This is a genomic window from Streptomyces sp. NPDC059398 (assembly GCF_042751845.1).
Taxonomy (GTDB): Bacteria; Actinomycetota; Actinomycetes; order Streptomycetales; family Streptomycetaceae; genus Streptomyces.
The window spans coordinates 1-12,371 of the sequence record NZ_JBHYWP010000152.1 but is presented as its reverse complement, the minus strand read 5'-3'; the positions used below and the strand labels follow the sequence as shown (position 1 = coordinate 12,371).

General features: G+C 66.3%; 11 protein-coding genes. 3 read left to right on the top strand and 8 right to left on the bottom strand.

What is annotated here, in order from left to right:
- Nucleotides 1–95 precede the first annotated feature (95 nt).
- Nucleotides 96–908, bottom strand: coding sequence for an MIP/aquaporin family protein (locus tag ACFXBC_RS33525; protein WP_385033352.1), 813 nt, complete (start codon nucleotides 906–908; stop codon nucleotides 96–98).
- Nucleotides 909–1,348: 440 nt separating this feature from the next.
- On the opposite strand from ACFXBC_RS33525, the gene ACFXBC_RS33520 reads away from it, so the two are divergent.
- Together ACFXBC_RS33520 and ACFXBC_RS33515 are read left to right on the top strand one after the other, a co-directional pair.
- Nucleotides 1,349–1,864, top strand: a complete 516-nt coding sequence (locus ACFXBC_RS33520; protein WP_385033349.1) for a lytic polysaccharide monooxygenase auxiliary activity family 9 protein — start codon at nucleotides 1,349–1,351, stop codon at nucleotides 1,862–1,864.
- A 212-nt stretch (nucleotides 1,865–2,076) separates the two neighbouring features.
- Nucleotides 2,077–2,799: a chitinase gene (locus tag ACFXBC_RS33515; protein WP_385033346.1), complete on the top strand. Its 723-nt coding sequence runs from the start codon at nucleotides 2,077–2,079 to the stop codon at nucleotides 2,797–2,799.
- A gap of 371 nt (nucleotides 2,800–3,170) precedes the next feature.
- Here ACFXBC_RS33515 and ACFXBC_RS33510 read toward each other — a convergent pair whose 3' ends face one another.
- From ACFXBC_RS33510 to ACFXBC_RS33480, 7 genes are all read right to left on the bottom strand, one after another.
- Nucleotides 3,171–4,424 (bottom strand): MFS transporter, encoded by a 1,254-nt coding sequence (locus tag ACFXBC_RS33510; protein WP_385033343.1) that lies wholly within the window; start codon nucleotides 4,422–4,424, stop codon nucleotides 3,171–3,173.
- Nucleotides 4,425–4,627: 203 nt separating this feature from the next.
- Nucleotides 4,628–5,587, bottom strand: coding sequence for a nucleoside hydrolase (locus ACFXBC_RS33505; RefSeq protein ID WP_385033340.1), 960 nt, complete (start codon nucleotides 5,585–5,587; stop codon nucleotides 4,628–4,630).
- Nucleotides 5,584–6,210: a non-canonical purine NTP pyrophosphatase gene (locus ACFXBC_RS33500; protein WP_385033337.1), complete on the bottom strand. Its 627-nt coding sequence runs from the start codon at nucleotides 6,208–6,210 to the stop codon at nucleotides 5,584–5,586. Before ACFXBC_RS33500 ends, ACFXBC_RS33505 begins: the two co-directional genes overlap by 4 nt.
- Nucleotides 6,211–6,227: 17 nt before the next feature.
- Nucleotides 6,228–7,490 carry a YqcI/YcgG family protein gene (locus tag ACFXBC_RS33495; RefSeq protein ID WP_385033334.1) on the bottom strand — a complete coding sequence of 421 codons (1,263 nt, stop codon included), beginning with the start codon at nucleotides 7,488–7,490 and terminating at the stop codon, nucleotides 6,228–6,230.
- Nucleotides 7,491–7,585: 95 nt separating this feature from the next.
- Nucleotides 7,586–8,242 (bottom strand): HAD family hydrolase, encoded by a 657-nt coding sequence (locus ACFXBC_RS33490; protein WP_385033331.1) that lies wholly within the window; start codon nucleotides 8,240–8,242, stop codon nucleotides 7,586–7,588.
- Nucleotides 8,243–8,342: 100 nt separating this feature from the next.
- Nucleotides 8,343–9,134, bottom strand: a complete 792-nt coding sequence (locus ACFXBC_RS33485; protein WP_385033328.1) for an MTAP family purine nucleoside phosphorylase — start codon at nucleotides 9,132–9,134, stop codon at nucleotides 8,343–8,345.
- A 1,185-nt stretch (nucleotides 9,135–10,319) separates the two neighbouring features.
- Nucleotides 10,320–11,753, bottom strand: a complete 1,434-nt coding sequence (locus ACFXBC_RS33480) for a dihydrolipoyl dehydrogenase family protein (RefSeq protein ID WP_385033325.1) — start codon at nucleotides 11,751–11,753, stop codon at nucleotides 10,320–10,322.
- A gap of 117 nt (nucleotides 11,754–11,870) precedes the next feature.
- On the opposite strand from ACFXBC_RS33480, the gene trxA reads away from it, so the two are divergent.
- Nucleotides 11,871–12,242: a thioredoxin gene (gene trxA, locus ACFXBC_RS33475; RefSeq protein ID WP_385033322.1), complete on the top strand. Its 372-nt coding sequence runs from the start codon at nucleotides 11,871–11,873 to the stop codon at nucleotides 12,240–12,242.
- Nucleotides 12,243–12,371: the final 129 nt, after the last annotated feature.

Here is a 12,371-nt window from a genome sequence, read left to right as displayed (position 1 = left end):
TGGCACACATGGGCCCCACCACCGGTTCAGCCGGCCCGCCGGGCTCTCCGGGCTCTCCGGGCTCTCCGGGCTCTCCGGGCTCTCCGGGCCAACGGTCAGTCCGCCGCGGGAATCCTCCCCGCCTCCTGTTTGCCGAGCATCGGCAGATGACGCCCGATCATCAGCTTGTACAGCCCTGCACCGAGCGCACCACCGATCAGCGGTCCGACGATCGGCACCCAGAAGTAGAGGTTGCCGTACTGATCTCGCCAGGCCGTGTGATAACCGGTGATGAAACTCGCCAGCCGGGGCCCGAAGTCACGTGCGGGGTTGATGGCGTACCCGGCGTCGGCACCGAAGGCCATACCGATGGCCACGATGAGCAGACCGATGAGCAGCGGCCCCATGTTGGCGCCGGGCGGGTCGTTGAGCAGATCGGTGAGCGCGAACAGCACGAAGAGCAGGATCGCGGTACCGAGGATCTGGTCGCGCAGGGCTCCCCACTCACTGACCGGAAAGGTTCCGTTGCCGGGCAGCGTCGAGAAGACGAACTGGGACTTGAACGTGTGGCCGGGGTCGAACTTGGCCAGGATCTCCGTGTAGTTCCATCGGACCAGCAGCGCGGCGACGAAGGCACCGGCGGTCTGTGCCACGACATAGGGGACGACCTTCGCCCAGGAGAAGCCCCTGAAGAGGGCGAAGGCGAGCGTAACCGCCGGGTTGATGTGGGCCCCGCTGATCCGGCCGGCGACATACACCCCCAGCGTGACGCCGAATCCCCAGGCCCAGGCGATGCTGTCGTGGTCGCCGAGACCCGCGGCCGCCACCTGCGCCACCACCCCGGCCCCGAACAGGATGAGGATGAGGGTGCCGGAGAACTCGGCGGACAGTTCAGCCAACAGGCCCGTTCTCTTTGTGCCTTTTGACATGGACACCTGCCTCCAGACGGTCCGGGCTGAGACGTACGGCCGGCGGCACGGATCGGCGGCGGGCGACAGGCTGACGCACCGTAGGCCGAAAGACACGCACCGGCATACCCATACGACGTGCAGCGACGCACCAGCGCAAGCTGTGGCGGGCGACCGGGTGCCACCGGGCCCCGTCACCGGCCTTTCACCCCACCCTTGACGCGGACACGTCGAGCTGAAATGGTCTGGACCAACTCGGTGCAGACCGCTGATGCCGTTGCCGCGCTCGCTCCGTTCCCCGGACACGGACCGGAGACGGAGTGATACGGAAGCGGACGGAAGAGGTCCGTACCGCCCGCCTTCGCGCCTCTCGGCCCCACCCGCGAGAGGCCGACCTGCCGCGGCCTTGTCTCCCCACAGGCCGGTCGCACGCAGGAAGACCTGATGTGAAGGAGTTCTCCATGCACGCGAAAAGGAAGACCGCCGCCATCCTCGGCGCGTTCCTCGCTCCGGTACTCGCGATCAGCCTGCCCGCCGCGTCGGCCGGCGCCCACGGATATGTCTCATCGCCTCCCAGTCGGCAGGCTCAGTGCGCGGCACACACCGTCAGCTGCGGTGCCATCACCTATGAGCCGCAGAGCGTGGAGGGCCCCAAGGGTCTCCAGAGCTGCAGCGGCGGCAACTCCCAGTACGCCGAGCTGGACGACGACTCCAAGGGCTGGGCCGTCACACCGGTGGGCTCCACCACGGAGTTCAAGTGGACGCTGACGGCACAGCACGCCACCAGCACCTGGCAGTACTTCGTCGGCGGCCAGAAGATCGCCGAGTTCGACGACCACGGCGCGAAGCCGGGCGCCACGGTCACCCACTCGGTGAACTTCGGCGGCCTCAAGGGCAAGCAGAAGGTCCTCGCCGTGTGGAACATCGCGGACACCAGCAACGCCTTCTACACGTGCATCGACGTGAACGTCGGCTGACACGGGTACCGCACCGGCTCCGCACGGCCGGTCGCGCGCGGTGGGTCCCGCCCCGAACCGGGCCGGGGCCCCACCGCGCGCGGGACGCGTGCGGTGCCTCCGGCCGGGGCCCCGCGCGCGGGGCGAGCGGTACCTCCGGCCGGGCCCCGCACCAGAGCAGGGGCGCCTCCCCCGGTGCCCGGCCCACCCCCACGGACGGAGAGTGGCAGCGAATGTTCCGACGAGGTCTGCGGGCCCTGCTGGCCCCCGCGATGGCGCTGGCGTGTCTGGGGCTCGTGGCTCCCGCGGCGGGCGCGCACGAGGGGCGGCGCCCCACGCCGTTCGTCGTGAGCGAGAGCCAGTTCGAGCGGATGTTCCCCGACCGGGACCCCTTCTTCACCTACGACGGACTCGTCGAGGCAACACATTCCTATCCCGGGTTCGCCCGCACGGGGAGCCTGCTGGTGCGGCGGCAGGAGGCGGCGGCCTTCCTCGCCAACGTCAGCCATGAGACCGGCGGGCTCCACTACAAGGTCGCCCAGGACGAGTCGACCTACCCGGTCTTCTGCGACACGACCCAGCCGTACGGCTGTCCCGCCGGGCAGGACGCGTACTACGGGCGCGGTGCGATCATGCTCAGCTGGAACTTCAACTACAAGGCCGCCGGTGACGCACTCGGGCTCGACCTGCTGGACGATCCCTGGCTGGTCGAGCGGGACCCGGCCGTCGCCTGGGCCACCGCACTCTGGTACTGGAACACCCAGGACGGGCCCGGCACCATGACCGGCCACCAGGCCATGGTGCGCCACGCGGGATTCGGCGAGACCATCCGCAGCCTCAACGGAACCGCCGAGTGCGACGGCGGCAACCCCGCCCAGATGCAGCACCGCGTCAGCCTCTATCTGCACTTCACCCGCGTCCTGCACACGCTTCCCGGCCGACGGGTCGGCTGCTGACGCACCAGGGGGACGTCCGCACCGTCAACCGCGGCAGGTCTCCGGGAGCCGCCTTCAGGTACAGACTTTCCGGAGCGACCAGGGGTGGCCGCCACCACGTTCCCATGGGGCGACAATGGATCCATTACCGTCGTCAATAACCTTGGCAGTCGGCTGACTTGGTTCAGCTTGCGGGATCCTCTCCTGCCGCCGACATGAGAGGTATCGACCACAGTGCCTGGTCCGCGCGCCCCACCGGACGGGCGGACCAGGCAGTCAGCGGTCAGCGTTCAGGCCACGTGCACGGCTCCGACCGGCGAAGCCGCTTTCAACTGGCGCGACACCTGGCGCCCGGCTCATGGCCGGCCACCAGGCCAACACCCGGTCAGATCTCAATGGAGTTCTGTGGATGTGCCGGAAAGCTCCTGGACCACCGGAGGCTTCACGGCCGGAGCATCGATGATCCAGATGTTGCGCTGTCGGTCGGCCAGGAATGCCGAGAGTGCGAGGAGAAGTGCCCCCGCTGCCACGACAAGGGCGACCAGGAGTGCGCCGTTGACACCGTGAGCGTCTGCGAGACTGCCGGAGACGGCTTGTCCGGCAGCCGTGCCGAGGGGGCCGCCGGCGCACAGGATGGTCATGGCGACCGCAGCCCGTTCGACTGGGGCGAGGCGTTCGGTCAGCGCGTACAGGCTGATCATGTAGGGCGCGACGGTGAAGCTCGCGACCGCGACCGCGGCGGGGACGGACACCAGTTGGGCGCCGACGAAGAGGACCAGCATGCCCGCGCAGAGGATCGCGGCGAACGACACGTATCGGGCGCGAAGAGAGAACTTCTGCGGGAGCCAAGCGCAGGCGGCGCCTGCAAGGGCGCTGCCGATGCCGAACTCGGCGTACACGAGTCCGGAAGCACCGGGCTTGTCGATCATGTTGGCGTAGACGGTGACGGCTGTCTGGACCGCGCCGAAGATCGCCCCCATCGCGACCATCGCCAAGAACATGACGGCCAGGGGACGGCGGGGCAGGTGCGGCTTCTCCTGCCGACCTGACGGCCGCTGGTGCGTGCTGCGGTGAGCGTAGGTCAGGGCAAAGGGGAGGGTGGTTGCTGCGATCAGAGCCATCGTCGCGACAGCGGGCGCGAGGGGGCTGAGGGATGCGAGCAGCCCGACGAACGCGGGGCCGGTGACGAAGCTCAGCTCATCGGCGGACGCCTCGTAGGACAGCGCCGTAGGCAGCAGGTGGCGCTCATTGCGGGATTGAACCAATCGTGACCAGTGCACCCGTACGAGGGGGCCGACCTGAGGCTGGGTCAGGCCCACCAGCGCGGCGGCGGCGAACATGCTCGCCCGGCTGCCGTGGCCGGCGGCCAGCAGGGCTGCTGCCCAGGCCGCAAAGTTGGCGATCGCTGCGGCCACTCCGACGGTCCGGTGGCCGTACCGGTCGGCCAGAGCTCCGACCAGGGGGCCGCCGATGGCGATGGCGATGCTCTGGGCCGCGCTGGCGAGCCCGGCGAAGGCGTAGCTGTGAGTCGAGGCCTGGAGCAGAATGAGCGTGGAAAGGGCTGAGGTGGCGTATGGCAGGCGGGCCAGGAATCCCAGAGGGAAGAAGCCGACGCCTGCGACATGCAGCAGGGAGCGGTAGGACACGAGATCTCCGTCGGGCGCGTCAAGGGGACGCGCCACCCAGCCACCAACGCGTCGACGAGCCCGATTCTGGTCGTCAACGTAGCGGAGACGGCTGAGGGCTGTACAGATCCCTTGACCAAAGCGGCTGGAACAACGAGGCAGCGGGTGCGGGGCTCGGACCGCCGTCCCTGGAAGACCGGCTCAGCGCGCGGGATGGGCCGGGATCATGAGCGGCCGCTCAGCTTGTCGAGCAGGAGGTCGCGCAGAGCGTCGATGTCCGCGTCGAGGGCCACGTCGATCTCGCGTCCGACCCGTGCGTCGTCATATCCCGAGCGGGTGTCGATGAGAGTCGCGCCGCGTGCCGACGTGGAGTCGCACACCACATCGACTGCCAGTCGCCGGCACTTCAGTATGCCGGGCCAGATCGCCTCGGCGACGGCCACCGCATCATGCAGGACAAGGCCGTCCACTCCGAGTTCCCGCTGATAATGGGCACGATAGGGGGCACAGACGGAGGCCAGGGAGGCTCCGACCGGGCCGGAAGCTGCGAGGGTCTTGAGCCACTCGTCACTCACCCAGGCCCGATGAGTCAGGTCGACGGGAACCAGCGTCGTCGGCACGTCGGAATCGACGAGGACGCGTCGAGCTGCCTCCGGGTCGCTCCACACATTGAATTCGGCAGTCGCGGTGACGTTGCCACCTGATGCCGCCCCGCCCATCACCACCAGGCGGCCGATGCGAGAGCGGAGTTCGGGGTAGACGGCCAGGAGCAGTGCGACATTGGTCATGGGGCCGATCGCCGCGATCGTCACGGGCGTCTGTGCGGTTCTCAGGACGTCGGCCAGTACTTCAACGGCCGGGCGCGGCTGTTCGCTCCCCAGTGGAGCAGGAAGCGAGCCTGACGCTCCGCCGAGGCCGTCCTTGCCATGGGCGTATTCGGCGCGGTGGGGGTGTGGGTAGACGAGTGGGCGTTCGGCACCCCTGGCTACCCGTACGTCGTCGCGGTCGCACATCGCGAGCACCCTGAGCGCGTTGAGGGTTGTCTGCTCTACGGCTGCGTTCCCGAACACGGTGGTGATCGCGCGGAGGTCCACGTGGGGACTGCGGGCAGCGAGAGTGATGGCGAAGGCATCGTCTATGCCGGGGTCGGTGTCTATCACGAGGGGGACGCGCTCGGAAGTCACTGGGTTTCTCCATCCAGCCGGGGTTGATGCCCGTGAGGTTTCCCCGGGGTTGCCGGGCGGCAGCTGCCGGCCGAGGCTACGGGCCTCTGGTTCAGCCAGGCGTTCGCATTCTCCAGCGGCCGTCTGCGCATGGTCACTGACATTCTTTCGGTCAAGCTCATCTCCGCGAGCGTTTTCCCTGATCCTTCGACCTCGAATATGGGGGTCCAGCCGCCCAATTCTCCGCGCGGTGCAACGATCTTCCCCCGAATGCGGTCGGTCCATACCTTGATCTCGCCTTTGTAGGCGATACCGACCGAACTCACCGCGTCTGCTCCACGGCGTTCCCCCTTGAGCGCAGTAATGTGTGCTATTTCCTGGGCACCCATACCGTCGACAAACCATTTCACAAGTGCACCTGGAAGAGAGTTCCAGGAATCGATCTCAAGTCCCGTGTCCTCGACGATCACCGGATCGTCCCAGGAAAGTTTGACGACCTGCTCCAACTTGTTTCTGACGACGACCTCCGGGGCCGGGGACTGGATTTCGTCCATGTCGACCCGTATCCCTTGAATCTCAGGGATGATCTGTTTTGCCTCTTCCAGCTTGATGGGGTTCGTGCTCGCGAAGATAATTTTTCGCACTGCGGCAGCGTTCCTCACTATGCTTTGTCTTTTCGGTACCATTTCGGGGATCCGGTGCGAATATCCTCGGCCTGCAGGAATCTCCCGGGTTCCAATTCTTTGGAATTGTCGTACGGCTGAAATCCGTCACGGAATCTCTGCCGTATCTGACTTCTGATTTCCCGGCCTTTTACCCCCATCCTGCGGTGAAAGGAACTGTTAGGTTGCAGGAGGATGAAGACCCGGTCCCGCACCTCGTAGGTGAACCGGTTGTGGCCAGGGCCGTAGAGAGGCGCGAAAACGGGAACGAAGTAGTCCTCACCATCGAAGGAGAAGCGCCATTTCTCGTCCAATAGGTCTTCCTCCCGAAAGGGGCGGGCTTCGGCATCGTCGCACTGCATCAGGGTTTCAATCAGAGTGCGGAGCAGACTGCCAAGATGCGCCGTATCCCGGCCGAATTCACTGGCGGGGAACGAGTAAATAAACCCGTCCATGGTCTCACGGAGAGCGGCGCGACTGAAGTGATGGAGCAGCCCGACCGAAGACCTTATGTGCTCCGCGATGGACAAGGACGGATCATATTCAGGGGCACCCCACAGATTGGCCGCGGCAGCGAAAGGGCAGTAGGTTCGCCTGGCGACCGGGGTGAATTGCTTGACAGCCGCAGCCTGCCTGGGATTGTGGTCTCCACCAGAGAATGCGTCGAGGGCTCGGTCGTGGAATCCGTTCTCAAGGACTTCCACGAGATCCAGTTTGAGGCAGACGCCCAGATCCAGTAGAGATATCTGGAATTCTGCTATGACTTCTGACAGAGGCCTGAGGGTGTCCTCGCTGCCGCTCCCATAGGCGTGGCTGTAGAGCGCGATGTTTCGCATGATGTCAGTCAATGATGTCCTGCTGAGCGCCAGGGCCTCTCTGACTTCCCGGCGCCTTCCTGTCGCACGCCGGTCTTCGATGAGTTTGCTGATGGTCGCATTGTGGCCGAGGTCCTGATATGACTTCTTGAGGGTCACCCCGTAGATGTCTGCTATCCATGAGCTCGTGGCGTAGAGACCGGCGACCGATAAGCCCACGCTTGGCAGGTCGCCGTGCTCGACGGCGGTCTCCAGGTTGGAGCACAGATCAAGGAGGTGGAAGGCCGCGGGAAGAGGGCCGGCTCCGTGGCCCTGGCGGAGGGCGATCCGTTCCACCGCGGCTTGGATCTGCCCCACGTAGAGCTTCGACGGGGGGTGAGATTCAGGTTCGAACCCAGCGGCTACGACCGAGTTCGTAGCGGACCGCCTGCCATTATCACCGTTCACTGGACCAGCATTCGCAACCACTGAAGTTCCGCCCCCATGCCGTAGAACCTGGTGAATTCTCTACATCTCTGACAGGCCGAGATCACTCATCTCCGCTACTCGATATAACGGAATATCTCCGGGAGAGTCCGGACGACAGGCACCATGAGATGATCGAAGTGACCCAGATCCTGCAAGGCATTGCGTGCGTCATGGAATATGACGCACCTCAGCCCCACATCCTGCGCAGCCAGTGCATCGTCCACGGTATCACCGATCAAGATCACATCATCGGGAGAGGGTCCCCCGAGAGCGGCAAGATGAGCCTTGAGGTGTTCTGCCTTTGTGTCCGCCCCCGAGCCCTTATAACCATCGGCGCGTAAGAAAAGGTCTGCGATCCCGTATTTTTTGATCTCCGGGACCAGCTTCTCATGGGGGTGCATGGAAAGCAGCGACTGAGTCCGTCCGGCCACGGCCCACCTTCTGAGTACGGCGTCGGCATGGGACGTCAGAGCCAAATTGACTGCCAGCCCTCGGTAGGCGGCCTCGAAGGACTGCCGGAGGACACCGTAATCGGCCGCACTCAGCGAGCGCTTCGCCAGTTTCTCGAAGAAGGAAGATATGGGTCGCGTGAAGTGCTTTCGGTGGTCCTCGATGGTGATCTCGGGGAGACCCGCAACAGCGAAAGCCGCGATAACCGATCGCATCATGATGCGGCCGTCACCGAGCAGGGTCCCGTTCCAGTCCCACACGATATGAGGATTACTTGTCATTTCTATTCCTTGTGCATGAAATTCACCAACGGGCCGGGCAGGGCCTGGAGCCGTTACTCCAGGCCCTGGGACAGTTCCTGACCGATCGACTGGCTCAGGGCTACTTCTCGATCGGCGCAGCCGTCGCGCATCGGCAGTCGACATGGGCTTCGGAGCCGCCGTCGCACAGCGACCGGGTCATCTCGCCCACGATCTGCCTGAAGCGGGCGGCATGTTGCCTGCGCGGCTCGTGCCAGTCGTGGGCATTCATGTCATGGTCCGACAGGCCGGCACCCAGCGTGATGACGCCGGCGAAGGTCGCGAAACACATGCCGGCCTCGCGCGCCATGATGCAGTCGGTCCCGTTGGTGTGGCCGATGACGTCACCGCCGAGCTGCGCGAACATCCTTACCTCGGCCCGGGTTTCGAACCGCGGCCCAGGAACACACACGCAGCAGCCCTGCGGGGCTATGTGCATACCCAGGGCTTTTCCTGCACGAATCATGTGGGCGCGAAGGTTCGGGCAGTACGGCTCGGTCATGTCGGCGAAGCCGAACCGGTCGTCCTCGAAGAACGTGAACTGCCGGTCCCTCGTGAAGTCGATGAACTGGTCCAGGACGAGCATGCTCCCGGTCGGGAGCGAGTGCCGTAGCGTGCCGACCATGGCGGTAGTGAGCACCATCCGAACGCCGGCCCGGGACAAGGCGTCCATGTTGGCCCGGTAGTCAATCGCGTGCGGAGGAACCGGCCGCCCGGAACTGTTGCGGGGCATCACGATCAACTCATACCCGTTCAGCGTTCCGACAGTTGCCTTCACCGAACTGTCGCGCGTCGGCAGTTGGACTTCCCTGGCGTTGTCGAGCCATTCGCGGGCATCGACATCCTGGCTTCCGACGATAGCAAGCTCGGCCATATTCTTCGCTCCTAGAGATGACTTGAACGAGTGCACGAGTGATCCGCCGGAGAATCCGGCAGGATGCAGGCAAAGCAGCGCGTCATAGCACCGGATATTGAGGAATTCCGGAGCCTCGGCAGCGGACTACGAAGGTGTGTTTCCCGACGTGATTACTTTCTCGCGCACAATTCGGGCCCCCTCGTACGCGCATGGGCCAGCGGACCTGTCATCACCCAGTGGCGGAAACTCGCCGTCACTGAGCGCCGCATGTCGCTTCAATAATCGACCCGGATCACGCTAGCAAGATTTAGCCACTCAAAGGCATGCGATTTTAAGCCGCGTCAAACACCCGCTTGGTAACTGCACCAATGTTTCATTGCCGCCTCATCCGTACGAGACCGGACGACTCCCGCAGTAAGCGTTTTCCCTGCTCGCAGGGTTGCCGGCTGTCAGCAAGCGCCGGCCCGTAGTTGCGGGAGTCTCCACAGGGAGAGTGGTCTCTCATGGCTGGATAGGCCATGTTGACGTTTGATCCGTGTAGAGGATCCACGCACCGCACCTGGTTCCCCCGCATGATCGGACCGGGGACAGCAGGACCGTCCAGGGGACCGCAACCGCATCCCCGAATGGACAGCCATCAAACACGGGCCGGACAGGCCGCGTTCCCAGGCACGCACTCCCTCACCTGCGGCGTCACCTTGGTTACGGCCGCCATGAGGCGCATACCGCTGCTCTGGCGGTCCGCACTACAGCGCGGACCGCACTTCAGCGATCTCACCAAGAGGTACTGGATGACCAGTGCTTGGCAAGCATGCTTCTGATCGTGCTGACGGAGATACGACCAGTCGGCCGACACCCCACCAGCCTCTTCGTCCGCATGCGCCCCTCAAGGCCGCCTTCAAACAGCGAGGATCAGCTCGTTCGGGACACGAGGCCCCAGAGAACTGTGACGGCCGACTGAGGGCCTCGTGCAGTTCATGCCCGCGTGGGGGCCGGATCCGCCATCCGGACAAGGGGCGAGGCGGAGTCGGCTGTGGGCGGTGATCACCAACCAGATGCAGCGATCGGCGGCGGCTCGTACGGTTCCGCTACTCAACGAACGAACTCCCGGCCACCAGAGCGAGTGGGAGCCGGGGGCCGAGCCGGTTCGGGTCGGCACCCACGGCTTTCCCGCATGGAGACAGGTCAAAGATCTGCACGCCCCTAACCCCGATACGTCTCAAGCAGCCGCAGCCACACCTCGCTGATCGTCGGATACGCCGGGACCGCGTGCCACAGCCGTTCGATGGGCACCTCCCCGGCGATCGCCACCGACGCCGAGTGGAGCAGTTCGCTGACGGCGGGGCCCACGAACGTGGCGCCGACGAGTACCTCGCGGTCGAGGTCGACGACCATACGGGCCTGGCCCTTGTACCCATCGGCGTAGAGCCCGGCTCCCGCGACGCCCGCCATGTCGTAGTCCACCGCCCTGACCCGGTACCCGGCGCTCTCCGCCTCGGCGAGTGTGAGTCCCGCGGACGCCGCCTCCGGGTCCGTGAAGACCACCTGGGAGACCGCAGCGTGGTCGGCGGTCGCGGCGTGGGCGCCCCAGCGGTCGGTTTCGAGCAGGGGGACGCCCTGGGCGCGTGCGGTGATCGCGGCGCCCGCGATACGGGCCTGGTACTTGCCCTGGTGGGTCAGCAGGGCCCGGTGGTTGACGTCTCCGACGGCGTAGAGCCAGTCGGTGCCATCGACCCGGCAGCTGTCGTCCACGGACAGCCAGGAGCCCGCGTCCAGCCCCACCGTGTCCAGGCCGATGTCATCGGTGCGAGGGGCGCGGCCGGTCGCGACGAGGATCTCGTCGGCCTCGATCCGCCCGCCGTCCTCCAGGTCCACGGCCACCGGCCCGTCACCGCGCTCGACCGAGACGGCGGACGTGTGGAACCGGATGTCCGCCCCGGCCTCCCCGAGGGCCGATGCGACCAGCTCGCCGGCGAACGGCTCCATCCTCGGCAGCAGCCCGCCGCCGCGTACCAGCATCGTCACGCGTGAGCCGAGTGCCTGCCAGACGGTGGCCATCTCGGTGGCCACCACTCCCCCGCCGACGATCACCAGCCGTCCCGGCACGGCGCGGGCGCTGGTGGCCTCGCGGCTGGTCCAGGGCCGGGCGGCGGCCAGTCCGGGAATGTCGGGGACGACGGCGCGGGTCCCCGTGCACACGGCGACGGCGTGCCGTGCGGTCAGCTGCCGCTGCTCGCCCCCGGGACCCGTCACCGAGACCGTCCTGCGGCCGGTCAGCCGCCCCTGGCCGCGGTAGAGGTCCACCCCGACGCTCTCCAACCAGCTGACCTGGCCCTCGTCCTTCCAGTGCGAGGTGTACTCGTCCCGGTGGGCGAGTACCTCCGCCACGTCGAGGGGCCCCTGCACCGCCCCGCGCAGCCCGGGGACCCTGCGGGCGTCGGCGCGCGCCGTCACCGGACGCAGCAGGGCCTTGCTCGGCATGCATGCCCAGTACGAGCACTCGCCGCCGACCAGCTCGCTCTCGACCACCGCCGCGCTCAGGCCTCCGGCACGGGCGCGGTCCGCCACGTTCTCGCCGACCGGGCCCGCTCCGAGTACTACCACGTCGTACACCGTGTTCTCCATGCCATCGGTCATGGGAGCCAGTCTGGTACGGGGTGTGGCGTGCGGCCACATGGGCAGTCGGAATACGACAGTGAACATCACGGTTGACGCGGGCGAACACACCGGTCAGCCACGAAAGGCGGGCACAGCATGAGCACGGTCGAGCTCACGAAGGAAAACTTCGACGACGTCGTGACCGAGAACGACTTCATCCTGATCGACTTCTGGGCTTCTTGGTGCGGACCGTGCCGTCAGTTCGCCCCGGTCTACGAGGGCGCGTCCGAGCGGCACGACGATCTCGTCTTCGCGAAGGTCGACACGGAGGCCCAGCAGGAACTGGCCTCGGCCTTCGAGATCACTTCCATCCCGACCCTGATGATCGTCCGTGACAACGTCGCGGTCTTCTCGCAGCCCGGCGCTCTGCCGGAGGCCGCTCTGGAGGATGTGATCGGGCAGGCCCGCGCACTGGACATGGACGAGGTCCGCAAGTCGGTGGAGGACGCCAAGGAGAACGAGGCGTAACGCCTCTCGTCCCGGTCGGAAGGACTGGTCGGGCCCCGGGTTCGGGGGTACCCCGGGCCCCCGCCCGCCCGGGGTGGGGCCCCCCGGACGCCCGCCGGGCGCGGCCCCCCCCGCGCCCCCCGGCGGGAC